Source organism: Pseudacidovorax intermedius, from assembly GCF_001476815.1.
GTDB lineage: Bacteria > Pseudomonadota > Gammaproteobacteria > Burkholderiales > Burkholderiaceae_C > Xenophilus > Xenophilus intermedius_A.
This window is the reverse complement of record NZ_LDSL01000072.1, coordinates 35,942-59,114: the sequence shown is the minus strand read 5'-3', so window position 1 is coordinate 59,114 and position 23,173 is coordinate 35,942. Positions and strand designations below refer to the sequence as shown.

The 23,173-nt window shown below is 70.3% G+C and carries 19 protein-coding genes; 5 read left to right on the top strand and 14 right to left on the bottom strand.

Annotated features, from left to right (window positions below):
- The coding region (locus NS331_RS12700; protein ID WP_058642356.1) for an amidase family protein at positions 1–983 on the top strand (983 nt) is incomplete at its 5' end.
- On the opposite strand, the gene fba is transcribed toward NS331_RS12700, so the two are convergent.
- From fba to pyk, 3 genes are all read right to left on the bottom strand, one after another.
- Positions 934–1,998 (bottom strand): class II fructose-bisphosphate aldolase, encoded by a 1,065-nt coding sequence (fba, locus tag NS331_RS12695; RefSeq protein ID WP_058642355.1) that lies wholly within the window; start codon positions 1,996–1,998, stop codon positions 934–936. The genes NS331_RS12700 and fba overlap by 50 nt on opposite strands.
- A 48-nt stretch (positions 1,999–2,046) precedes the next feature.
- Positions 2,047–2,967: an alpha/beta hydrolase gene (locus tag NS331_RS12690; protein ID WP_058642354.1), complete on the bottom strand. Its 921-nt coding sequence runs from the start codon at positions 2,965–2,967 to the stop codon at positions 2,047–2,049.
- A 68-nt stretch (positions 2,968–3,035) separates the two neighbouring features.
- Positions 3,036–4,481, bottom strand: a complete 1,446-nt coding sequence (pyk, locus tag NS331_RS12685; RefSeq protein ID WP_058642353.1) for a pyruvate kinase — start codon at positions 4,479–4,481, stop codon at positions 3,036–3,038.
- Here pyk and NS331_RS26165 point away from each other — a divergent pair.
- Together NS331_RS26165 and NS331_RS12680 are read left to right on the top strand one after the other, a co-directional pair.
- Positions 4,480–4,716 (top strand): hypothetical protein, encoded by a 237-nt coding sequence (locus NS331_RS26165; protein ID WP_153012838.1) that lies wholly within the window; start codon positions 4,480–4,482, stop codon positions 4,714–4,716. The two genes, pyk and NS331_RS26165, sit on opposite strands and share 2 nt — an antisense overlap.
- Positions 4,700–5,833 (top strand): fatty acid desaturase, encoded by a 1,134-nt coding sequence (locus tag NS331_RS12680; protein WP_058642352.1) that lies wholly within the window; start codon positions 4,700–4,702, stop codon positions 5,831–5,833. Before NS331_RS26165 ends, NS331_RS12680 begins: the two co-directional genes overlap by 17 nt.
- 159 nt (positions 5,834–5,992) lie before the next feature.
- Here the strand turns inward: NS331_RS12680 and NS331_RS12675 are convergent, their stop codons facing one another.
- The 6 genes from NS331_RS12675 to def form a co-directional block, all read right to left on the bottom strand.
- Entirely contained in the window at positions 5,993–7,186 is a 1,194-nt protein-coding gene (locus NS331_RS12675) for a phosphoglycerate kinase (RefSeq protein ID WP_058642351.1), read from the bottom strand.
- A gap of 95 nt (positions 7,187–7,281) precedes the next feature.
- Complete coding sequence (locus tag NS331_RS12670; RefSeq protein ID WP_153012837.1) at positions 7,282–7,617, bottom strand: AzlD domain-containing protein; 336 nt, start codon at positions 7,615–7,617, stop codon at positions 7,282–7,284.
- Positions 7,614–8,360 (bottom strand): AzlC family ABC transporter permease, encoded by a 747-nt coding sequence (locus tag NS331_RS12665; protein ID WP_058642349.1) that lies wholly within the window; start codon positions 8,358–8,360, stop codon positions 7,614–7,616. The genes NS331_RS12670 and NS331_RS12665 overlap by 4 nt, the downstream gene beginning before the upstream one ends.
- Positions 8,360–9,352 carry a methionyl-tRNA formyltransferase gene (gene fmt / locus NS331_RS12660; RefSeq protein WP_058642348.1) on the bottom strand — a complete coding sequence of 331 codons (993 nt, stop codon included), beginning with the start codon at positions 9,350–9,352 and terminating at the stop codon, positions 8,360–8,362. The genes NS331_RS12665 and fmt overlap by 1 nt, the downstream gene beginning before the upstream one ends.
- Before the next feature lie 35 nt (positions 9,353–9,387).
- Positions 9,388–9,879: a hypothetical protein gene (locus NS331_RS12655; RefSeq protein ID WP_058642347.1), complete on the bottom strand. Its 492-nt coding sequence runs from the start codon at positions 9,877–9,879 to the stop codon at positions 9,388–9,390.
- Entirely contained in the window at positions 9,876–10,406 is a 531-nt protein-coding gene (gene def / locus NS331_RS12650; protein ID WP_058642346.1) for a peptide deformylase, read from the bottom strand. The genes NS331_RS12655 and def overlap by 4 nt, the downstream gene beginning before the upstream one ends.
- Positions 10,407–10,567: 161 nt before the next feature.
- Between def and NS331_RS12645 the strand changes: the two genes are divergently transcribed.
- Positions 10,568–11,752: a LysM peptidoglycan-binding domain-containing protein gene (locus NS331_RS12645; RefSeq protein ID WP_058642345.1), complete on the top strand. Its 1,185-nt coding sequence runs from the start codon at positions 10,568–10,570 to the stop codon at positions 11,750–11,752.
- 216 nt (positions 11,753–11,968) lie between these two features.
- Positions 11,969–13,135 (top strand): DNA-processing protein DprA, encoded by a 1,167-nt coding sequence (gene dprA / locus NS331_RS12640; protein ID WP_058642344.1) that lies wholly within the window; start codon positions 11,969–11,971, stop codon positions 13,133–13,135.
- A 57-nt stretch (positions 13,136–13,192) separates the two neighbouring features.
- On the opposite strand, the gene NS331_RS12635 is transcribed toward dprA, so the two are convergent.
- The 5 genes from NS331_RS12635 to NS331_RS12615 form a co-directional block, all read right to left on the bottom strand.
- The gene (locus NS331_RS12635; RefSeq protein ID WP_058642343.1) at positions 13,193–15,691 is read right to left on the bottom strand and encodes a DUF1631 family protein; all 2,499 of its coding nucleotides are present in this window, start codon (positions 15,689–15,691) and stop codon (positions 13,193–13,195) included.
- Between the two features lie 225 nt (positions 15,692–15,916).
- Complete coding sequence (gene secF / locus NS331_RS12630) at positions 15,917–16,873, bottom strand: protein translocase subunit SecF (RefSeq protein ID WP_058642342.1); 957 nt, start codon at positions 16,871–16,873, stop codon at positions 15,917–15,919.
- Between the two features lie 24 nt (positions 16,874–16,897).
- Positions 16,898–18,784, bottom strand: coding sequence for a protein translocase subunit SecD (gene secD / locus NS331_RS12625; RefSeq protein WP_058642341.1), 1,887 nt, complete (start codon positions 18,782–18,784; stop codon positions 16,898–16,900).
- 77 nt (positions 18,785–18,861) lie between these two features.
- Entirely contained in the window at positions 18,862–19,191 is a 330-nt protein-coding gene (gene yajC / locus NS331_RS12620; protein WP_058642340.1) for a preprotein translocase subunit YajC, read from the bottom strand.
- Positions 19,192–19,471: 280 nt separating this feature from the next.
- A complete protein-coding gene (locus NS331_RS12615) occupies positions 19,472–23,080 on the bottom strand; it encodes an indolepyruvate ferredoxin oxidoreductase family protein (protein WP_058642339.1) in 3,609 nt (1,202 codons plus the stop codon).
- Positions 23,081–23,173: the final 93 nt, after the last annotated feature.

The window sequence follows — 23,173 nt, the reverse complement described above, 5'->3', positions numbered from 1 at the left end:
TGCCCACGCCGCACAACGTGGCGGACCCGGTGGTCCCGCGCATTCCGGGCGGCTCGTCCTCGGGGGCCGCGGTGTCCGTGGCGGCCGGCGCGGCCCTGATCGGCCTGGGCAGCGACACCGGCGGGTCGATCCGCACGCCGGCCGCCCTCAACGGCATCGTCGGCTTCAAGCCCACCGCCCGACGGGTGCCGCTCACGGGCACGGTGCCCCTGTCGCCCACCCTGGACAGCATCGGCGCGGTGACGCTGTCCGTGCGGGATGCGATCGTGGCCCACGAGGTGCTGGCCGCCCGCGCCATCCGCGTCGAACACAAGCCGCCGGGCATGCGCCGGCTGGCCGTGCCCCGCACGCTCCTGCTGGACGGACTGGACGAGACCGTCTCGGCGGCCTTCGGTGCGGCGCTGGCAAGGCTGGCGCAGGCCGGCTTCCAGATCGAGGACATCGACCTGCCGGTCATCCAGGAGTTCGGGGGGCTGCAGTCGCGTGGCGGGTTCGCCGCCTTCGAAGCCTATGCCTGGCACCGCGACCGGCTGGCGCGCGATGCGGGCCGCTACGACCCGCGCGTGCTGGCCCGCATCCTCAAGGGCCGGGCCATGGGGGAGGGCGACTACATCGCGCTGTGCCAGGCGCGCCGCCGCTGGATCGAAGCGGTGGAGGCGCTCACCGCCGACTTCGACGCCCTGCTGTCGCCGACGGTGCCCATGGTGGCACCGCCCATCGCCGACGTCGCGCCCGGCGCCGAGCGCGACGATGCATTCTTCGAGGTCAACGCGCGACTGGTGCGCAACACCAGCGTGGTGAACATGCTCGACGGCTGCGCCTTGACGCTGCCCTGCCACCAGGCCGGGCAATTGCCCGTGGGCCTGATGGTGTGGCACGGCTGCATGCGCGACGACACGGTGCTGTGCACCGCGCTGCAGGTCGAGGCCGCGCTTACTGAACGACCTGCGCCAGCTCGCCCTTGGCGTACTTCGCCGCCATGACCTGCAGGCCAGCGCCCTTGATCTTGCCGGCCTGGCCTTCGCAGCCGAACTCCAGGTAGCGCTGCTTGCACACGGCGCGGGCGGCTTCGCGGGCGGGCTTCATCCACTCGCGCATGTCGAACTTCTCGGGGTTCTCGGCCATGAACTTGCGCACCGCGCCGGTCATCGCCATGCGGATGTCGGTGTCGATGTTGATCTTGCGCACGCCGTGCTTGATGGCTTCCTGGATCTCGGCCACCGGCACGCCGTAGGTTTCCTTCATCTGGCCGCCGTACTGGTTGATGATGGCGCGCAGCTCCTGCGGCACCGACGACGAGCCGTGCATCACCAGGTGGGTGTTGGGAATGCGGGCGTGGATTTCCTTGACGCGGCTGATGGCCAGGATGTCGCCCGTGGGCGGGCGGCTGAACTTGTAGGCGCCGTGGCTGGTGCCGATGGCGATGGCCAGGGCGTCCAGCTGCGTGGCCTTGACGAACTGGGCGGCCTCTTCGGGGTCGGTCAGCATCTGGCTGTGGTCCAGCTTGCCTTCGGCGCCGATGCCGTCTTCCTCGCCGGCATCGCCGGTTTCCAGGTTGCCCAGGCAGCCCAGCTCGCCCTCGACGGTCACGCCGACCTTGTGGGCCATCTCGACCACCTTGCGGGTCACGTCCACGTTGTAGGCGAAGTCGGCGGGGGTCTTGCCGTCCTCGCGCAGCGAGCCGTCCATCATCACCGAGCCGAAGCCCAGGTCGATGGCGCCGGCGCAGATCTTGGGGCTGGTGCCGTGGTCCTGGTGCATCACCAGCGGGATGTGCGGATAGGCCTCGGTGGCGGCCTGGATCAGGTGCTTGATGAAGGGCTCGCCGGCGTACTTGCGGGCGCCGGCGCTGGCCTGCAGGATCACCGGGGCGCCCACTTCGTCGGCGGCGGCCATCACGGCTTGCACTTGCTCCAGGTTGTTCACGTTGAAGGCCGGAATGCCGTAGCCGTTGGCGGCCGCGTGGTCCAGCAACTCGCGCATCGAAACAAGTGCCATGGTGATGTCCTCTTTAATCGTGGAAAGTGCAAAAAAATTCCAACGATTCTAATGAGGGGCCCTGTGGGACGAATCCGACGGCGGCAGTCCGAGGAAGCTCAGCAGCGGCGGCATGACGGGCCCGCCGATCCACTGGATGCGGCGCGCGACGGCGCCCATCAGCGTGATGTGGCTGAGGTTGTCGAAGGTGTGCACCTCCACCGGCACGCCGGCCGCTTCCAGCCTGCGGGCCATCTGCGCGGTGTTGCGCTGCGGGTCGACCAGGTTGTCGCGCGTGGCGGCCATGAGCAGCGTGCGCGGCGCGGCGGCCGTGACGTGCTGGATGGGCTGGGACTCGGGCAGGGTGCGCGGCCAGTCGAAGGCGCGCTTCACGTCCGGGTCGCCGATGGGCAGGAAGTCGTAGGGCCCGGCCAGGCCGATCCAGCCGGCCAGCTGGCGCGGGCTGGCGCCCAGCTCGCCGAGCCAGCGCGCATCGAGCGCCACCATCGCGGCGTTGTAGGCGCCCGAGCTATGGCCCATGACGTAGACCTGGGCCGGGTCGGCACCGACGGCGGCGGCATGGTCCAGCCCCCATTTCACGGCCAGGGCACTGTCGCGCACGAAGGCGGGGTACTGCACCTCGCCCGACAGCCGGTAGTCCGCCACCGCCACCACCGCGCCGTGCGCGGCCAGCGCCTCGCCGACGAAGCGGTACTGCGCCCGCTCGCCGGTGGTCCAGGTGCCGCCGTAGAAGAAGACCACCAACGGCCGCTTGCCGGGCGGCGGCGCGGTGCGGGCGAGCGGCTGGTAGAGGTCCAGCCGCTGGCGCGGTGCGTCGCCGTAGGCGATGCCGTTTTGCACGGTGTAGGTGTCGGTGGGCGTCAGCCGGTCCACCAGCTTGATGGGCGAGCAGGCGCCGAGGGCCAGGGCGCCGGCCAGGACGGCCAGGGCAACCGCGACCGGACGCAGCAGGATGAGAGGGGGAGCCATGTTCCCCTTACGCAGCCAGGGCCGCTTTGGTTTCCGGCCTGCGGGGCTGTCCTACGCGATGGAGGGGCTCAAGCCGCCCGGCAGATCTTCAGCATGTTGGTGCCGCCAGGCGCGCCCATCGGCTCGCCGCAGGTGATGGCGTAGACGTCGCCGCTCTGCACGATGCCGCGCTTCTTCAGGTGCTCCTCCGCCTGGTGCAGGGCGCCGTCGCGGTCGTTCTGCGACTCCATCAGCAGCGGCCGCACGTTGCGGTAGAGCGCCATGCGCCGCTGCGTGGTCAGCCGCGCCGTGAGGGCGTAGACGGGGATGTGCGCCGCATGCCGGCTCATCCACAGCGCGGTGGAGCCCGATTCGGTCAGCGCCACGATGGCCTTGGCGCCCAGGTGGTGGGCGGTGAAGAGCGCGCCCATGGCGATGGACTGGTCGATGCGGTTGTAGTGCCCGCCGCTGAAGTCCAGGTCGTGCGCCGGGTCCTCGGCCTGCTCGGCGGCCTCGCAGATGCGGCTCATCTCCTTGACCGTTTCCAGCGGATAGCGGCCGGCGGCCGTCTCGGCCGAGAGCATCACAGCGTCGGTGCCGTCCAGCACGGCATTGGCCACGTCGCTGACCTCGGCGCGGGTGGGCACCGGGTTGGTGATCATCGACTCCATCATCTGCGTGGCCGTGATGACCACGCGGTCCATGTCGCGGGCCATGCGGATCATCTTCTTCTGCAGCGCCGGCACGGCAGCGTTGCCGACCTCCACCGCCAGGTCGCCGCGCGCGACCATGATGCCGTCGCTGGCGCGCAGGATTTCCTCCAGCCGCGGAATGGCCTCGGCGCGCTCGATCTTGGCGATCAGCCCCGGCTTGTGGCCCCATTCGGCGCCGGCCACGTTGCACAGCTGGCGCGCCATCTCCATGTCGGTGGCGTTCTTCGGAAAGCTCACCGCCACGTAGTCGGCCTGGAAGCTCATGGCGGTCTTGATGTCCTCCATGTCCTTGGCCGTCAGGGCCGGCGCCGTCAGGCCGCCGCCCTCCTTGTTGATGCCCTTGTTGTTCGACAGCTCGCCACCCACCACCACCGTGGTGTGCACCGCGTCGCCGCGCACGCCGTCCACCCGCAGCACGATCAGGCCGTCGTTGAGCAGCAGCCGGTCGCCGGCCTTCACGTCGCGCGGCAGGTCCTTGTAGTCCAGGCCCACGGTCTGCACGTCGCCCGGCTCCAGGCGGGCGGCATCGAGCACGAAGGTGGCGCCCGGCTCCAGCCAGACCTTGCCCTCGGCGAACTTGCCGACGCGGATCTTTGGGCCCTGCAGGTCGGCCATGATGGCCACCTCGCGGCCGGCACGGCGCGCGGCCTCGCGCACCATGGCGGCGCGGTCGATGTGGTCCTGCGCCTGGCCGTGGCTGAAGTTCAGGCGCACCACGCTGACCTTGTGGACGATCATCTGCTCGATCAGCGCCGGCGAATTCGAGGCCGGGCCGAGGGTGGCGACGATCTTGGTGGCGTGGCGGGGAATGCGGGGGGCCATGAACGGTGTCTCCGGAATCGCGCCGCCCCAGACGGAAGCGCAGGGCGGTGGGGAATTCTCACCCATGCGCCGCGGGCGGCCGGCTGCACCGGCATGCCGCGCGGGAATAGCGCTTATCGGCATTTCTTTCAAGGGCTTTTTTGACGGCCGTCATCGCCGCGACAAGCGCATCGGTTATCGTCGCGGGTTGTCCAGATCCGAAAACCTGCCTGATATCAATGGCTTACCGACCTGAAATTGCGCTGCCCGAGCCGCTTGAGCCCAGCGCCCCGCTGCCGCACCGCAAGATCATCCGCAGCTGGCTGACGCCCCTCGCGCAGCGCAGCACCTGGCGCGCCTTCGGCCTCGTCACGCTCGACTACATCCTGTTCTTCGGCCTGATGGCCGCGGTGGTGCTGGTCGATGCCGTCTGGCTCAAGCTGCTGGCCGCCCTGGCCGCCGGCTTCGTCATCGGCCGGCTGTTCATCATTGGGCACGACGGCTGCCACCAGAGCCTGACCGAGAACCGGCGCCTCAACAAGTGGCTCGGCCGCATCGCCTTTCTGCCCTCGCTCACGGCCTACAGCCTCTGGGACATGGGCCACAACGTGGTGCACCACGGCTTCACCAACCTCAAGGGCGTGGACTTCGTCTGGGCGCCCATGACGCAGGACGAGTACCGCGCCATGTCGCCGATGCGCCGCGTGGCCGAGCGCATCTACCGCAGCGGCTGGGGCCCGGGTCTGTACTACGCCGTCGAGATCTGGTGGGCCAAGATGATGTTCCCCAGCAAGAAGATCATGGGCAACACCTACCGCCCGGTCTTCACCCGCGACTGCCTGCTGGTCAGCGGTTTCGCGCTGGTGTGGATCGCCGCCCTGGTCGGCGCCGCCTTCGCCACCGGCCAGTCGGCCTGGCTGCTGGTGCTGCTGGGCTTCGTGGTGCCGATGGTGTTCTGGTTCAACATGATGGGCTTCGTCATCTACGGCCACCACACCCACGTCAAGGTCCAGTGGCACAACGAGAAGGCCGCCTGGCAGCGCGCCCAGCCCTTCGTGTCCACCACCGTGCACCTGACCTTCCCGTTCAAGGTCGGCGCGCTGATGCACCACATCATGGAGCACACCGCCCACCACGTGGACATGAGCATCCCGCTCTACAAGCTCAAGGAAACGCAGAAGGTGCTCGAGCAGATGCTGCCTGGCCGCATCATCATCCAGCGCTTCTCCTGGAAGTGGTACTTCGACACCGCCCGCGCCTGCAAGCTGTACGACTTCACGCGCCAGTGCTGGACCGACTTCAAGGGCCGCGCCACGAGCGAACTGCGCTCGCTGGTGCCGCCGCAGGCCGACGCCGCCGCCCGTCCGGCCTGACGCCGCCCGAGCCCTCGCAGCGGCCTGACGCCGTATGCGACGGGACAACAAAAAACCCGGCCCCGCAGCGATGCGGGCCGGGTTTTTTGTTGCGGGCGCCTTTGACGGGATCCGTCTGGCTGGCCCCACGACGGCGCATCGGGCGCCGCCACCAGGTGCTCAGCCTGCTGCGCGCTTCTCCAGGATCTCGAAGGCCGGCAGCGTCTTGCCCTCCAGCACTTCCAGGAAGGCGCCGCCGCCGGTGGAGATGTAGCCCACGTCCTTCTCGATGCCGTACTTGGCGATGGCCGCCAGCGTGTCGCCGCCGCCGGCGATGGAGAAGGCGTCGCTCGCCGCGATGGCGCGGGCGATGGCCTCGGTGCCCTTGGCGAAGGCGTCGAACTCGAACACGCCGACCGGGCCGTTCCAGACGATGGTGCCGGCCTGCTTCAACTGGGCGGCGAGCTGCTCGGCGGTCTGCGGGCCGATGTCCAGGATCAGGTCGTCCTCGGCCACCTCGGTGGCGGGCTTGACGGTGGCGGGCGCGTCGGCCGAGAAGCTCTTGGCCGTCACCACGTCCACCGGAATCGGCACCGCGGCGCCACGGGCGCGCATGGCCTCGATCACGGCCTTGGCCTCGCCGACCAGGTCGGCCTCGGCCAGCGACTTGCCGATGGGCAGGCCGGCGGCCAGCATGAAGGTGTTGGCGATGCCGCCGCCCACGATCAGCTGGTCCACGTTGGCCGACAGGCTCTTGAGGATGGTCAGCTTGGTGCTCACCTTGGAGCCGGCCACGATGGCCACCAGCGGGCGCTTCGGCGCGGCCAGGGCCTTGGTGATGGCGTCGATCTCGGCCGCCAGCAGCGGGCCGGCGCAGGCCACGGGCGCGAACTGGGCGATGCCGTAGGTGGTGGCCTCGGCGCGGTGGGCGGTACCGAAGGCGTCGTTGACGTAGATGTCGGTCAGCGCGGCCATCTTGCGGGCCAGCGCCTCGTCGTTCTTCTTCTCGCCCTTGTTCAGGCGGCAGTTCTCCAGCAGCACCACCTCGCCGGGCGCGACCTGCACGCCGTCGGTCCAGTCGGCGGCCAGGCGCACCTCGCGGCCCAGCAGCTCGCCCAGGCGCCGGGCGACGGGGGCCAGCGAATCCTCGGGCTTGAAGGCACCCTCGGTCGGGCGGCCGAGGTGGGAGGTGACCATCACCGCGGCGCCGGCATCCAGCGCCATCTGGATGCAGGGCACCGAGGCGCGGATGCGCGTGTCTTCGGTGATGCGGCCAGCGTCGTCCTGCGGCACGTTCAGGTCAGCGCGGATGAAGACGCGGCGGCCCTGGGCCTTGCCTTGTGCACACAGGTCGGAGAAGCGGATGACGTTCATGGTCGGGGCGGGAAGGGTGTGGAAAGGGTTGTCTCGGTGGCGTCCGCGCGCGGGGCGGGACGGGCAACGGGGCATTGTAGGGAGCGGTCCGTGCCCTACCAGCCCAGTCCCAGGTGCAGCGGCAGGTACACCGCCATGCCGCCGGCCATGGTGATGAGCGTGCTGCGCCGCCAGAGGTAGAGGGCCGCGCCGGCGGCGGCCGCGAACAGCCGTGCGTCGTGCCAGGTGCCGATGAACTGGCCGCCGGTCATCACGATCTCGGGCGCGATCACCGCCGCCAGCGCCGCCACGGGCGCATAGCGCAGCGCGCGGTGCACCCAGGCGGGCAGCGGCAGGCTGCGCTCGGAAATGAAGAAGAAGCCGCGGGTGATCACCGTCACGGCGGCCAGGCCGACGATGACGGCGACGGTCCACGGGTCGGTCTGCATCAGCCGGCCTCGCCCGCGCGGCGGCGCGACAGGGCCGCCAGCTGCTGCTCGATCCAGAAGGCCGCCATCACCGCCAGGCCGATGGCCAGCACGATGTTCAGCCGCAGTGGCAGCGAATAGGCCGCGACCGCGGTCGCGCTGGCGATCAGCAAGGCCAGCACCTGCAGCCGGGTGGTGACCATCGAGGCCAGGATGCCCACCAGCGCCAGCACGCCGGCGAAGCCCAGGCCCCAGCGCTGCGGAATCAGCTCGGCCAGCGCCACGCCGGCCAGGCTCAGCAGCACCCAGCAGGCCCAGTTGACCGTGTAGCCGCCGACCAGGTAGGCCTCCTGGTCGTCCCGCTCGTCCTGCGTCGCCGGCGGCTGCGGATAGCGGCGGGTGTAGACGGCATAGCTCAGGTCGCCCGTCAGGTAGCCGTGCACCAGCCGGCGCCAGCGCGGCATGTGCATCAGGTAATGGCGCAGGTGCAGGCTGAAGACCACGAAGCGCAGGTTGACGCAGAAGGCCGTGACCAGGATCACCCAGGCCGGCGCGCCCGCCACCAGCAGCGGCACCGCCGCCAGTTGCGCGCTGCCGGCATAGACCAGCACCGTCATCAGCACGGCCTCCAGCGGCGACAGGCCGGCCTTGACCATGGCCACGCCCGTCATCAGCCCCCAGGCGCCGATGCCCAGGGCCACCGGCGCCATCAGCCGCGCGCCTTCACGGAAGGCCGGCTGACGGCGGATGGCGGACGACCAGAACATCAGGCCAGCACCGTGCCGGCGGCCAGGGGCGCTCCGCGCAGGAAGTCGGCCGCGGGCAGGCGCTTGCCGCCGGCGCGCTGCAGTTGGGTGGCGACCAGCGTGCCGTCGCGGGTGGCGATGGCGACGCCGCCGGCATCGGCGCGCAGCACCGTGCCGGGGGCGCCGGCGTGGCCGTCGGCGGGCTCGGCATGCGCGGCCCAGATCTTGATGGGCTGGCCGTCCAGCTCGGCCACGGCACCCGGGAAGGGATCGAAGGCGCGCACGCGCCTCGCCAGCGTGGCAGCGTCCTGCTGCCAGTCGAGGCGGGCCTCGGCCTTCTCGATCTTGTGCGCGTAGGTCACGCCCTCGGCGGGCTGGGGCGTGCGCGGCAGCGGGCCGGCCTGGGCCTGGCGCAAGGCCTGCACGATCAGCCGGCCGCCCATCGCGGCCAGGCGGTCGTGCAGCTGGCCGGTGGTCTCCTGGGCGCCGATGGCCAGCGATTCGGCCAGCAGCATGTCGCCCGTGTCCAGGCCGGCGTCCATCTGCATGATCGTCACGCCGGTCTCGGCATCGCCGGCCTCGATGGCGCGGTGGATGGGCGCGGCACCACGCCAGCGCGGTAGCAGGCTGGCGTGGATGTTGAGGCAGCCCAGGGCGCGCGTGCCCCCGGGCGCGCCGTCGCCCCGGCCAGCCATCAGGTCCAGCACCCACTGCGGCAGGATCAGGCCGTAGGCGGCCACCACCATCGCGTCGGCGCCGGCGTCGATCAATTGCTGCCGTGCGTCGGCCGCATCCTCGGGGTACTTGCCGTCCAGCCGCAGGCTGCGCGGCTGGGCCACGGGCCAGCCGCGCGCCACGGCATGGGCCTTGACCGGCGAGGCCTGCAGCTTCATGCCGCGGCCCGCGGGCCGGTCGGGCTGGGTGAACACCAGGGCAATGTCGAAGCCGGCGGATTCCAGCGCTTCCAGCGCCACGCGGGCGAATTCGGGCGTGCCCGCGAAAACGATCCTCATCGGTACGACGGCTTCTTCAGGTCTCGGTGTGGGGGTCAGGGCCAGTTCGGCGGCACGAAGCGCAGGTCGTCGCCCGTGTGGTAGCGGCGCACGATGCCCTGCGGATCGATGTAGATGTACAGCAATCGCGGCGAGTTGAGCTGGAGATATCGCCACTGCCACACGTCGCCGCCGAACGAGCCGACCCGCGACACCAGTTCGGGCCGGCCGAAGGCGCGCAGCACGTCGGCCACGCGCCACTGGTCGACGGCGATCTGGCCGAACAGGCGCTCGTCCAGCGCCTGCGTCACGGCGACGACGCGGCCGGCGGCATCCAGGTCCACGTTGTTGACCGCGAAGCCTGCCGGCTGGCGCGAGTACTGCAGGCGTTCGCCCGTCGGCAGCGGGTAACTGGCCGTCGGCATGCCCAGCTGCTGCAGCACTTCGGCCCGTCCGGTGCCGGGCGCCAGGCGCTGCGGCTCGCTCGCGCAGCCGGCCACCAGGGCGGCCACGGCCGCCGCGAGTGCGAAGCGCTGCAGGACGGTCATGCGCTGCGCCGTCCGCTGTCGCGGCCGGCATCGCGCTGCTGCTTGAGCAGCTTGGTCTTGATGCGGTTGCGCTTGAGCGGCGACAGGTATTCCACGAACACCTTGCCCAGCAGGTGGTCCAGCTCGTGCTGGATGCAGATGGCCAGGATGCCCTCGGCCTCGATGGTGCGCGGATTGCCGTCGGCGTCCAGCGCCTGCACCCGAACGGCCGTCGAACGCTCCACGCCGTCGTAGATGCCGGGCACGGACAGGCAGCCTTCCTCGTTCATGACCTTCTCGTCGCTGGCCCAGACGATCTCGGGGTTGATCAGGACGATGGGCTCGTTGCGTTCTTCCGACACGTCGATCACGACGAGCCGCTCATGCACGTCGATCTGGGAGGCCGCCAGGCCGATGCCGCTGGCGTCGTACATGGTGTCGAGCATGTCCGCGACCAGCGCGCGAATGCGCGCGTCCACCGCCTGCACCGGCTTGGCGACGGTGTGAAGGCGCGGGTCGGGGTAGCTCAGGATGGGTCTCAGGGCCATGTCTTTTGCACAAAGTTGTGGCTATTTTCGCCATTTCGCCCACCGACCGTCCGTCGGGGACCCGGATGACGTTGCTGCCGGCATGGCTTGCGCGCAAAATCGTTGCAAATTGTGAGTATCCGCTGCTCCCGCCCGTCCCGTGGCAGGATGGCGCGCCGACCATGTACCACCTTCGACTGCCCGCCATCCCCCTCGCCGCCGCAGCCCTGCTCGGCGCCGCCACCGCGTCCGCGCAGAACTACCCGGTCACGCCGACCCAGCGGGCCGTCGCCCAGCAGACGGCGCAACAGGGCGTGCCGCTGTCCGAACTGGCGCCCAACGCGCCCGACGAGTACACGGTCAAGCGCGGCGACACGCTCTGGGCCATCTCCCGCCTCTACCTGCGCAAGCCCTGGCGCTGGCCCGAGCTGTGGGGCATGAACCTGCGGGAAATCGCCAATCCGCACCTGATCTATCCCGGCCAGGTGCTCTACCTCGACAAGTCCGGCGGCCGGGCCCGCCTGGGCCTGCGCCGCGGCGCGGGCGGCAGCGGCGACACGGTCAAGCTGTCGCCGCGCACGCGCTACGAGTCCGATCCGAACAGCCTGGCCCTGCCCATGCTGGATCCGAGCCGCATCGATGCCTTCCTGACCGAGCCGCTGGTGGTCGACGAGGGCACGCTGGCCGCCGCCCCGCGCATCGTGGCCGGCGACGGCGAGCGGGTGCTGCTGTCGCGCGGCGACCGCGCCTATGTCCGCGGCCCGGCCGATGCGCCGGTGACCGAGCCGGCCGGCCCGCTGCCCCAATACCGCGTGTTCCGCAACGCGACGCCGCTGGCCGACCCCGGCACCGGCGAGATCCTGGGCTACGAGGCCCAGTACGTCGGCCGCGTGCGCCTGGTGCGTGGCGAATCGCGCACGCCGGACACCGATTCCGCACCCGGCCTGGTCGTGCCCGCCACCGTGGACGTGATCGCCGCGCGGGAGGAGATCCGCGCCGGCGACCGGCTGCTGCCCGAGCCGCCGCAGCAGCTCATCAGCTATGCGCCGCGCGCGCCGAAGGTGGAGGTCGCCAACGGCCGCATCATCTCCATCTACGGCAGCGGCGTGCAGTACGCCGGCCAGAACCAGGTCGTGACCATCAACAAGGGCCTGGCCGACGGCATCGAGAGCGGCAACGTGCTGGCCATCCTGAAGAACGGCCAGACCATCGTGGACCGCACCGGCGGCGACAAGGAAACCCTCAAGCTGCCCGACGAGCGCATCGGCCTGCTGATGGTGTTCCGTCCCTTCGAGCGCGTGTCGTACGCGCTGGTGCTCGAGATCACCAGCCCGCCGCGTGCGGGCGACCGCCTTGCCAATCCATGAGATGGATGAAACCACCCCGTTTGGACTTCCTCACTGCGTGTGGAAGTCCAATCCCCCTCGAGGGGCGCACCCCCCGGCCCGGCAAAGCCGGTTCCGCGGGTGCACTGGCATGGCCTGCTCCGCGGCCATTCGATCAGGAGGGTGGCGCCGGTTCTATGCCATGCGGGTGGCGCGTTAGCGCCGCGGACGACTGACAAGAGCGAAAGGGAGCGAGGGTTGGACAGGGAGGACTTGGCGGGCTGGCTGCGGCTGGCCCTGGCCCCGGGCGTCGGCCCGGGCACCGCACGGCGGCTGCTGACCGCCTTCGGCTTGCCGGACGCACTGCTCGGCCAGAGTGCCGCCGCGCTCGAAGCCGTGTGCAGCGCTGCCCAGGCCCGCGCCATCCTGGCGCCGCCCGAGGGTTTCGACGCCGTGCTGGCGCGCACGCAGGACTGGCTGGCGGCCACCGGTCCCGGCGGCGCCGTGCACCGCATCGTCGCCCTGGGCGACGCGGCCTATCCGCCCGGCCTGCTCGAGATCGCCGATCCGCCCTTGCTGCTGTACCTGCTCGGTCCGGCGGCGCTGGTCGACGTGCCGCTGCCGGCCGACGGCCTGGCCATCGTGGGCAGCCGCAATCCCACGCCGCAGGGCGCCGTCGATGCGCGGCTCTTCGCCCGGGCGCTGGGCGAGGCGGGCCTCACCATCGTCTCGGGCCTGGCGCTGGGCGTGGACGGCGCCGCGCACGAGGGCGCGCTGGAAGCCGCCACGGCGCGTGACGGCGTGCTGGCCACCGTCGCCGTGGTCGGCACCGGGCTGGACCGGGTCTACCCGGCGCGCCACCGGGCGCTGGCCCACCGCATCGCCGAGCGCGGCGTGATCCTCGGCGAGCAGCCGCTGGGCACGCCGCCGCTGCAGGCCAACTTTCCGCGCCGCAACCGGCTCATCGCCGCGCTGTCGCAAGGCACGCTGGTGGTGGAGGCGGCGCTCGCCTCCGGCTCCCTCATCACCGCCCGTTGCGCGGTGGAGCAGGGCAAGGAGGTGTTCGCGATTCCGGGCTCCATCCACGCGCCGCAGTCGCGCGGCTGCCATGCGCTGATCCGCCAGGGCGCCAAGCTGGTGGAGACGGCCGAGGACGTGCTGGAGGAACTGCGCCGGCCGACGGCGGCAACGGCGGTGCGTCCCGCGGCGGACATCCTGGAGGACGAGGGCGCGCTGGCCGACGAGGACGCCGGCGACGATCCCTTGCTCGCCCACCTGGGCCACGCCCCCGCCACGCTCGATGCCCTGTGCGCCCGCACCGGCCTGCCCACGCCGGTGCTGCAGGCGCGTCTGCTGGAACTGGAATTGGACGGCCGCGTGGGCCGCCTCCCGGGCGGCCTGTTCCAGCGCGTCGAACGCGGCTGAGCACGGCCAGCCGGCCGACAGAGCGGCCGGCCCCGCAAAGCGGCCTGGCGCGCGTGCCTACGTCAGCAGACGCTCCGGATTCGCGTCGATCTTGGCCAGCGCCTCGCGGGTGGCGCGCGCCGTGAGGGTCTCTTCCTCCGCCGGCACCAGCAGCCCGCCCTGCAGGTAGGCCGCCAGGCGCTGCGCCTGGATCAGGAACTGCCGCCCGTCCGGCGAGGCGAACAGATGCAGCTGCCGGTGCTTGCTGCGCCAGACGAACTGCACCTGGCTGGGCCGGCTGTTGTGGTCCAGCAGGAACCAGGCGCCGATCTGCAGCGCATGCGCCCAGGCCACCGCCTCGGCCGGCGCCTCGGCACCGTTGTTGGGCAGCACCTCCATCGACGACACGTCGATGCCCAGCAGCAGCTCCAGATTGGTGGAATCCAGCGCCAGCGGCGCCGAGGCCTCGTCGCCGATCACGGCCTCCAGGTTGGCCAGGCGGCTTGCCAGATTCTCGATCTGCGCCACCGGAATGCTCTCGGTCTTGGCGGTGAAGGCGTCGGACAGCGTGCGGCCCAGCGTCTTGATGTGGTCTTCCTGCGGCTGGCCGGTCAGGCCCATCAGGTCCATGCCCTGGCGCAGGCGCTGCAGCAGGTCCGGCAGCGCCTGGATCATGCGGGCGCGCTCGCTGCGGCTGGGCTTGGCGCTGGCCGCCCACACCAGCTCGGAGGCCACGCGGCGCAACTGCGCCGTCTGCTCGTCGTGGGCGCCGTACTTGAGGGCGCCGATGGCCAGCACCTCGGCCCACACCTTGAAAAGGAATTCGCGGATCTCCTCGCGCACCGGCATGTCGTTGAGCATCTTGCGAAGCTCGATGGTGTACTGGATCGCCAGCGTCTCCTTCTGCTCCACCTGCTGGGCCACGCTCACCACCTTCTGCGTGGCGTCGTTCTGCGTCAGGTACTTGGACAGGAAGGTCACGAACTCGTCGTAGACCAGCTTGAAGACGCGCTGGCCGGTCTCCGGGTACTGCTCGATCACCTGCACCACGCGGCGGATTTCGCCCTCCAGCGCGCTGCCCGAGATGGCGGCGGCGTCGAAGCCCATCACCACCGAGCCCATGCGGTCGATCAACATGCGCGCCGGATGCTGCAGCGTGGCGAAGAATTCGGCGTCGGCCACCGCCACGCGCAGCACCGGCATCTGCAGCCGGGCGAACCACACGCGCACGGAGAAGGGAATGCGTTCCTCGGACAGGATGGCCTGGAACATCAGGGCGACGACTTCCACGGTGGCCTTGTCTGCGGAGGTGGGGGCGCGGCGCTTCAGCTCGCCGCTCTGCCGGCGAAGGTCGGCCGAGGCGCGCTGGACGGAAGCGGGATCGGCGATGTCGACGTACACGGCAGCATTGAAGGGATAGGCGGCCTCGACGTCGGCGATGGCGGCCGTGAAAGCCTGGGAACCGGTGCGGGTGGCCCAGCTGCCGCCCTGCGGCGGACCGCCGGCCATGGCGGGGCCGCCGCCCACCGGCGCGGCGAAGCCGCCGGGGCCGGCCCAGGTGGCGCCCGGATGGCCCGCCCCCGCACCGCCCCCGGGGGCGGCCGGGGCGGAAGCGCCGCCGGACGTGCCCGACACCACGCCGATGAGCCGGCGCAGGCGGCCGAGCATGGCGCCCGCCTGCTGGCGCGCGGCGGAGACGGGTGGCGGCACCGCGCCCACGGACTGGTCGGGCACCGACAGCGGGCGCGTGCGGTCCCACCCGGCGGACGCCGCGCCAGCGCCTGGCCCGTAGGGCGCCGCGCCTGCACCGTAGGGCGCCGCCCCGGTCCCATGGCCCGCCGCGCCGGCGCCGTACGCCCCCGGCCCGCCACGCAGCGACGCCGAGCCGGTCGGGCTGCCGAGCGGCGCAGGGCTGCTGTCGGCACCGCGGCGCACCAGGCTGCGCAACTCGATCTCGGGCAGGATGCCGCGGCCGACCAGGAAGGCGTTGAGGTCGTCGTAGCCCTTGGTCGACGCGTCGCCCAGGTGGCCGGCAATGACGTCCTGCACCTGCGCCCAGAGGCTGCGCGGCAGCGCCGTGGCGCTCCAGGCCTCGACGAGGATGCGGGCCAGCGTCTCGGGCCGCAGCACGTCGCCCACTGCCCAGTCCACGCCGCCGTTGCCTTCGAGGTGCTGCATGCGCAGCTTCAGTTCGTTGAGGGCGAAGGGCGACCTGTCCTGCAGCGCCATCGACAGTCGCGAAATCAGGATGCCTTCTTCCACCACGTCGTCGCCGACCAGCTCGAGCCGCAGCGAGGCCGCACCGCTGCCGCCCGCCGGGCGGGCCGAAGACAGGGCCTGCGTCCAGCGCTGGCGCACGGTGTCCAGCCAGGCAGCCTGGCCGGCCTCCCAGGCCAGCAGGTGGTCCCGGTTCTCCTGCATCTTGCGCGCCGTGCCCACCTCGCCCGACAGGGCCAGCAGGCGCTCGCGGATCGCCTGCGCCGTGCGCGCGACGGCCGCGTCCATCGCGCGGACGAAGCGTTCGCGCGCCTCACGGGCAAGCAGCAGGGCGGGTTCGCGGGGGAGCGCAGGGCTCATGGCAGCAGGACGGCGTCTCGCGGACGGAACGAGACCAGCGACGGCGCAAGCCGGGCTGGTCGAAAAATAGTGAATTCTTGTTAATTCAGGCCTTTGGAATGTAACGGAGACGGGGCCACTTCACCGTCGGACGCTTCCCCACGCCGTTGTTTCGGCCATGAAAAAAGCCCGGCGGGGCCGGGCTTGTGGTGCAACGGTGACGGACTGTCCGCCGCCGGGCGGGGTTCAGACCGTGGCGCCGGCGTTGGGATCGTTCGGATCCTCGTCGCGCTTGGCCGGGCCGCCCTTGATCAGGTCCTCGCGCTTCACGCCCAGCCACATGGCGATGGACGCGGCCACGAAGCAGGACGAATAGATGCCGAAGCAGATGCCGATGGTCAGCGCCAGCGCGAAGTAGTGCAGCGTCGGGCCGCCGAAGAAGAACATCGACAGCACCACCAGCTGGGTGGAGCCGTGCGTGATGATCGTGCGGCTGATGGTGCCGGTGATGGCGCTGTCGATGATCTCGACCGTGTCCATCTTGCGGTAGCGCCGGAAGTTCTCGCGGATCCGGTCGAAGATCACCACCGACTCGTTCACCGAATAGCCCAGCACCGCCAGCACCGCCGCCAGCACCGCCAGCGAGAACTCCCACTGGAAGAAGGCGAAGAAGCCCAGGATGATCACCACGTCGTGTAGGTTGGCCAGCACGGTGGACAGCGCGAACTTCCATTCGAAGCGGAAGGCCAGGTAGATCATGATGCCCACCACCACCATGCCCAGCGCCTTGAGGCCGTTGGAGGTGAGCTCGTCGCCCACCTGCGGGCCGACGAATTCGTTGCGGCGCAGCTGCACCGACGGGTCCACCGTCTTGAGGGCGGCCATCACGCGGTTGCTCTGCTCCTGCGAGCTCACGCCCTTCTGGGCGGGCAGGCGGATCATCACGTCGCGCGAGCTGCCGAAGTTCTGCACCTGCACGTCCTGGTAGCCCAGGCCGCTGACGGCGCCGCGCACCTTGTCGAGCTCGGCCGCCTGCGGGTAGTTCACTTCCATCACCGTGCCGCCGGTGAATTCCACCGACAGGTGCAGCCCGCGGTGGAACAGGAAGAAGACCGCCAGGACGAAGGTGACGATCGAGATCGCGTTCAGCACCTTCGCATAGCGCATGAACGGGATGGTGCGGTGGATGCGGAAGAATTCCATGGTCGTTGTGCTCCGTGCCGCGGTTTACTTGGCCTTGGCCAGGGAGGTCTCGTCGGCCTGGCCCGGACGCCAGACGGTGCCGATGGACACGGTCTTGAGCTTCTTCTTGCGGCCGTACCAGAGGTTGACCAGCCCGCGCGAGAAGAACACGGCCGAGAACATCGAGGTGACGATGCCGATGCAGTGCACCACCGCGAAGCCGCGCACCGGGCCCGAGCCGAAGGCCAGCAGCGCCAGGCCCGCGATCAGCGTGGTGACGTTGGAGTCGAGGATGGTGCCCCAGGCGCGGTCGTAGCCGGCGTGGATGGCAGCCTGCGGCGAGGCGCCGTTGCGCAGTTCCTCGCGCACGCGTTCGTTGATCAGCACGTTGGAGTCGATGGCCACGCCGATGGCCAGCGCCATGGCCGCGATGCCCGGCAGCGTGAGCGTCGCCTGCAGCATCGACAGGATGGCCACCAGCAGCAGCAGGTTCACGCCCAGCGCGATGGACGAGAACACGCCGAACAGCGCGTAGTACACGCACATGAACACCATGATCGCCAGGAAGCCGTAGGCCACGCTCTTGAAGCCCATGGCGATGTTGTCGGCACCCAGGCTGGGGCCGATGGTGCGCTCTTCGATGATTTCCATCGGCGCGGCCAGCGAGCCGGCACGCAGCAGCAGGGCCAGGTCGTTGGCCTCGACCACGTTCATCGAGCCGGAGATCTGGAAGCGGGTGCCCAGTTCGCCGTTGATCGACGGCGCCGTCAGCACTTCGCCCTTGCCCTTCTCGAACAGCAGGATGGCCAGGCGCTTGCGGTAGTTCTCGCGGCTGACGTCGCGCATGATGCGGCCGCCCTTGGCGTCCACGGTCAGGTCCACCTTGGGCTGCTGCGTCTGCGAGTCGAAGCCGGGCTGCGCGTCGGTGAGGTTCTCGCCGCTGATGATGACCTGCTTCTTGACGATCACCGGACGGCCTTCGCGGTCCAGGAAACGCTCGGAGCCGAAGGGCACCGGGCCGGTGCCCAGTTCGGCGGCGCGGCCCTCGGCGCTCTCGTCCACCAGGCGCAGCTCCAGCGTGGCGGTGCGGCCCAGGATTTCCTTGGCCTTGGCGGTGTCCTGCACGCCGGGCAGCTGCACGATGATGCGGTCCAGGCCCTGCTGCTGGATCACCGGCTCGGCCACGCCCAGCTCGTTGATCCGGTTGTGCAGCGTGGTGATGTTCTGCTTGAGGGCGCTGTCTTCCAGGCGGCGGGCCGCCTCGGGCTTGATGGCCACGGCCAGCTTGTAGTCGCTGCCGTCCTGGCTGGCGGTGGCCGTGAGGTCGGCGAACTGGTCCTGGATCAGGTTCTGCGTGGCCTGCTGGGCGGCGGCGTCGCGCAGGCGCACCTCGATGGCCTGGCCATTGCGCGTGACGGCGGCGCCGCGGATGTTCTTGTCGCGCAGGGCGGTGCGCAGGTCGCTGGCGAAGGTTTCGGCGCGCTTGTCCAGGGCGCCCTGCATGTCCACCTGCAGCATGAAGTGCACGCCGCCGCGCAGGTCCAGGCCCAGGTACATCGGGAAGGCGTGCAGCGCCGACAGCCAGGCCGGCGAGCGGGACACCAGGTTCAGCGCGACCACGTAGGGCGGGTCGCTGGCGTCGGGCACGAGGGCGTGCTGCAGCACGTCGCGGGCCTTGAGCTGGTCGTCGGTGGTGGCGAAGCGGGCGCGGATGGAGTTGGCATCCAGCGTGAGCATGTCGGGCGCGAGGTTGGCGGCCTTGAGCGCCGCATCCACCCGCTGCTGCGTGGCCGCGTCCACCTTGACGGTGGACTTGGCGGGCGAGACCTGCACGGCCGGCGCCTCGCCGAAGAGATTGGGCAGGGTGTAGATCAGCCCCACCAGCAGCACGATCACCATGATCGCGTACTTCCAGACCGGATAGCGGTTCATCGCTGGATACCTAAGGAATCGAGACGCCGGATGCGCTCAAAAAGAGAGGCTGCCCGAGAGGCAGCCTCTGCGCCTAATTACTTGTAGCTGCCCTTGGGGAGCACTTGAACGACGGCGCTGCGCTGCACCTTGATCTCGACGCCGTTGGAGATTTCCAGCGTCAGGAACTGGTCGCCCAGCGCGCTGATGCGGCCGACCACGCCGCCGGCGGTGGCCACGTCGTCGCCCTTGGCCAGCGCGTCGAGCATGGCGCGCATTTCCTTCTGGCGCTTCATCTGGGGCCGGATCATCACGAAGTACAGCACCACGAACATCAGCACCAGCGGCAGCATGCTGGTGAGCGAGGACATCATGTCGCCGCCACCGGCGGCAGGTGCGGTCTGGGCGAAAGCGGAGGAAATGAACAAGGGGGTCTCCAGGAGAGCGGATGGGGTCTGACCGCTGGCGGTGCCAGCGGTTCCGGGGCGGCCGGGTCGCTGGAAGCGGGGCCGCCGGTGCGCGAAGAGGCCCACGAGGGGAGGGCTTCGCACAACCGGCGGATTGTATGCGGGGGGTATTGACGGCCTGCCGTCAAACCGGCAGGCGGTTGCGGGATATTGCACGGTCCGGCCTTTCGCGTCGCAGCCTGTCCGCCAGCGAGGCGGAAGGCGACGTCGCGAGAAGGCCGTCCCGGCGCTCCGGCCGGACTCAGGCCGCCGCGCGAGTGGCGGGCTCGCCGCTGCGCCAGCGGGCCATCAACGCCTCCCAGCGTGTGCGCACTGCGGCCAGGTTGCGTTCCTTCACATGGCCGTAGCCGCGGATGCCGTCGGGCAGGGCCGCGATCTCCAGCGCCAGCGCGTGGCGGTCGGCATCCAGGGCCTGCAGCACTTCCTCGATGGCGGCGCGGTACTCGCCAATCAGCGCGCGCTCGGTGCGGCGCTCCTCGGTGCGGCCGAAGGGGTCGAGGGCGGTGCCGCGCAGGCCCTTCAGCCGCGCCAGCACGCCGAAGGCGCGGTGCATCCAGGGGCCGAAGCGCTGCTTGACCAGTTCGCCCTTGGCATTGCGCTTGGCAATCGCCGGCGGCGCCAGGTGGTAGTGGACGGTGTAGTCGCCTTCGAACATCTGGTCGATGCGCTCGCGGAAACCCGTCTGCGTGTGCAGGCGCGCCACCTCGTACTCGTCCTTGTAGGCCATCAGCTTGAAGAGCTGGCGCGCCACCGTCTCGGCCAATGCGGTCTTGCCCAGCGGCGCCTCGGCGGCGCGGACGCGCTCGACGAAGGCGCGGTAGTCCTCGGCATAGGCGGCGTTCTGGTAGCCGGTGAGGAAGTCCACGCGCCGCGCCACCAGCGAGGCCAGCGTCTCGCGCTTCTTGAACTCGATCACCTGGCCCGGGTTCAGCCGCTGGGCCAGCTCGGCCGGCCGGTGCGCGGCCTGGCGGCCCCATTCGAAAGCGGCCTTGTTGGCCTCGATGGCGACGTTGTTGAGCTCGATGGCGCGCATCAGGGATTCGTGCGCCAGCGGGATCCAGCCCTTCTGCCAGGCATAGCCCAGCATCATCGGGTTGACGAAGAGCGTGTCGCCCATCAGCTGCGTGGCGGCCGCGTCGGCGTCGAAGGCGCCCAGGCCGGCCTCGCCCACGGCCTTGCCGATCTGCACGGCGCAGGCGTCCTGCGGGTTCTGCCACTGCGCGTTCTTGACGAAGCTGGCGGTGGGCGTGCTGTGGGTGTTGAGCGCCACGTGCGTGCGGCCCTCCCGCATGCGGGCCAGCGTCTCGCCGTTGACGGTGACGATGGGGTCGCAGGCCAGCACCAGGTCGGCGGCGGCGGTGCCGACGCGGGTGGTGCGGATGTCGTCCTGCCGGGCGCCGATCAACACGTGGCTCCAGGTGGCGCCGCCCTTCTGGGCCAGGCCGGCGGCGTCCTGCGTGACGATGCCTTTGCCCTCGATGTGCGCGGCCACGCCCAGCAGCTGGCCGATGGTGATGACGCCCGTGCCGCCCACGCCGGCGACGACGATGCCCCAGACCTGATTCGCCGCCAGCACCGGCAGTGCGGGCTCGGGCAGGGCGCCCAGCTCGGCCGGCGTGCCGGCCTTGCCCTTGGCCTTCTTCTTGAGCTGGCCGCCTTCGACGGTGACGAAGCTCGGGCAGAAGCCCTTGAGGCAGCTCATGTCCTTGTTGCAGGTGCTCTGGTTGATGGTGCGCTTGCGGCCGAACTCGGTTTCCAGCGGCTCCACCGACAGGCAGTTGCTCTGCACGCTGCAGTCGCCGCAGCCTTCGCACACCAGGTCGTTGATGACCACGCGCTTTGCCGGATCGAGCATGGTGCCGCGCTTGCGGCGGCGGCGCTTCTCGGTGGCGCAGGTCTGGTCGTAGATGATGGCCGTGGTGCCGGCGATCTCGCGGAACTCGCGCTGCACCGCGTCCAGTTCGTCGCGGTGGCGCACCTTGACGGGCTGGCCGCCGTAGCTGCCGGGAATGGCGACGCCGTCGTACTTGGCCGGCTCGTCGGTCACGATCACCACCTGGGTCGCGCCCTCGGCATGCAGGCTCTCGGCGATCTGCAGCACCGAATGGCCCTCGGGCCGCTCGCCCACCTGCTGGCCGCCGGTCATGGCAACGGCGTCGTTGTAGAGGATCTTGTAGGTGATGTTGACGCCCGCCGCGATGCTCTGGCGGATGGCCAGCAGCCCGCTGTGGAAGTAGGTGCCGTCGCCCAGGTTGGCGAACAGGTGCTTCTCGTGCGTGAAGGGTGCCTGGCCCACCCAGGGCACGCCTTCGCCGCCCATCTGCGTGAAGCCGTAGGTGGACCGGTCCATCCAGTTCGCCATGTAGTGGCAGCCAATGCCGGCCATGGCGCGCGAGCCTTCGGGCACCACGGTGCTGGTGTTGTGCGGGCAGCCCGAGCAGAACCATGGCACGCGGTCCGCGCCCTGCACGCCGCCGGCGTTGAGCACCTGCATCGAGCGCTCCTTGGCCTCCAGCAGCGCCATCTGCGCCTCCACGCGCGCCACCAGGTCGGCGCCGCCCGAGGCCAGGATGCCGGTCTTCTTCAGCCGCTTGACCAGCGCCCGCGCGATCAGCGCCGGGTTGAGGTCGGCATTGGCGCGCAGCAGCGTGTTGGCCGTCGGGTTGGGCATGGCCCATTCGCCGCCGGAGAAGTCGCCCTCCAACTCGTCGAACTTGCCCAGCACGTTGGGCCGCACGTCGGGGCGCCAGTTGTAGAGCTCTTCCTTGAGCTGGTATTCGATGACCTGGCGCTTTTCCTCGACGACCAGGATCTCCTGCAGGCCGGTGGCGAAGTCGCGCGTCAGCTGCGCCTCCAGCGGCCACACCACGCCCACCTTGTGCAGGCGGATGCCCAGTTGGCGGCAGGCGGCGTCGTCCAGGCCCAGGTCGGCCAGCGCTTGCCGGGTGTCGTTGTAGGCCTTGCCGCTGGCCATGATGCCGTAGCGGTCGTGCGGCCCTTCGATGACGTTGTGGTTGAGCCGGTTGGCGCGGATGTAGGCCAGCGCGGCGTACCACTTGTAGTGCATGAGGCGCGCCTCCTGCTCCAGCGGCGCGTCGGGCCAGCGGATGTGCAGGCCGCCGGGCGGCATGTCGAAGTCGGTGGGCAGCACGATCTCGACCCGGTCGGGGTCGATCATGGCCGTGGCGCTGGACTCGACGATCTCCTGGATCGTCTTCATGCCCGACCAGATGCCGGCGAAGCGGCTCATGGCGAAGGCATGCAGGCCCAGGTCCAGGATCTCCTGCACGTTGGCCGGGAAGAACACCGGCGTGCCGCAGGCCTTGAAGATGTGGTCGCTCTGGTGCGCGGCGGTGCTGCTCTTGGAGATGTGGTCGTCGCCCGCGATGGCGATCACGCCGCCCAGGGGTGCCGTGCCGGCCATGTTGGCGTGCTTGAACACGTCGGAGCAGCGGTCCACGCCCGGCCCCTTGCCGTACCAGATGCCGAAGACGCCGTCGAACTTCTGCTGCTCCTTCGGCGAGAAGCCCAGCATCTGCGTGCCCCACAGCGCGGTGGCGGCCAGCTCTTCGTTTACGCCGGGCTGGAAGACGATGTTCTGCGCCTTGAGGTATTTGCTGGCCTTCCACAGCGCCTGGTCGTAGCCGCCGAGCGGGGAGCCGCGGTAGCCGCTGACGAAGCCCGCCGTGTTGTGGCCCTGCTGCGCATCGCGCAGGCGCTGCAGCATGGGCAGCTTGACCAGCGCCTGGACGCCGCTCATGAAGGCGCGGCCGTAGTCCAGGCTGTATTTGTCGTCGAGCGTGACCGTCTCGAGGGCCTTGCGGATGTGTTCGGGCAAGGGAGCGTTCATCGTTGTCTCTCTCCGTCGGCTGGGGCCTTGTGGGCCGTGGCGGGGGTGGGCGGCATCGGGTGGAAGTCCCCCGGTGCATCGCGTCGGCAAAGT

What these genes read in the sequence shown, in the direction of transcription:
- NS331_RS12675 (WP_058642351.1), bottom strand. Translation starts at nt 7,186, where the DNA reads ATGAACGTCATCCGCTTCTCCGACCTGTGTGCACAAGGCAAGGCCCAG.
- def (WP_058642346.1), bottom strand. Translation starts at nt 10,406, where the DNA reads ATGGCCCTGAGACCCATCCTGAGCTACCCCGACCCGCGCCTTCACACC.
- fba (WP_058642355.1), bottom strand. Translation starts at nt 1,998, where the DNA reads ATGGCACTTGTTTCGATGCGCGAGTTGCTGGACCACGCGGCCGCCAAC.
- secF (WP_058642342.1), bottom strand. Translation starts at nt 16,873, where the DNA reads ATGGAATTCTTCCGCATCCACCGCACCATCCCGTTCATGCGCTATGCG.
- NS331_RS12690 (WP_058642354.1), bottom strand. Translation starts at nt 2,967, where the DNA reads ATGGCTCCCCCTCTCATCCTGCTGCGTCCGGTCGCGGTTGCCCTGGCC.
- NS331_RS12655 (WP_058642347.1), bottom strand. Translation starts at nt 9,879, where the DNA reads ATGACCGTCCTGCAGCGCTTCGCACTCGCGGCGGCCGTGGCCGCCCTG.
- NS331_RS12680 (WP_058642352.1), top strand. Translation starts at nt 4,700, where the DNA reads ATGGCTTACCGACCTGAAATTGCGCTGCCCGAGCCGCTTGAGCCCAGC.
- NS331_RS12635 (WP_058642343.1), bottom strand. Translation starts at nt 15,691, where the DNA reads ATGAGCCCTGCGCTCCCCCGCGAACCCGCCCTGCTGCTTGCCCGTGAG.
- pyk (WP_058642353.1), bottom strand. Translation starts at nt 4,481, where the DNA reads ATGGCCCCCCGCATTCCCCGCCACGCCACCAAGATCGTCGCCACCCTC.
- NS331_RS12665 (WP_058642349.1), bottom strand. Translation starts at nt 8,360, where the DNA reads ATGTTCTGGTCGTCCGCCATCCGCCGTCAGCCGGCCTTCCGTGAAGGC.
- NS331_RS26165 (WP_153012838.1), top strand. Translation starts at nt 4,480, where the DNA reads ATGAACGGTGTCTCCGGAATCGCGCCGCCCCAGACGGAAGCGCAGGGC.
- NS331_RS12645 (WP_058642345.1), top strand. Translation starts at nt 10,568, where the DNA reads ATGTACCACCTTCGACTGCCCGCCATCCCCCTCGCCGCCGCAGCCCTG.
- secD (WP_058642341.1), bottom strand. Translation starts at nt 18,784, where the DNA reads ATGAACCGCTATCCGGTCTGGAAGTACGCGATCATGGTGATCGTGCTG.
- NS331_RS12615 (WP_058642339.1), bottom strand. Translation starts at nt 23,080, where the DNA reads ATGAACGCTCCCTTGCCCGAACACATCCGCAAGGCCCTCGAGACGGTC.
- fmt (WP_058642348.1), bottom strand. Translation starts at nt 9,352, where the DNA reads ATGAGGATCGTTTTCGCGGGCACGCCCGAATTCGCCCGCGTGGCGCTG.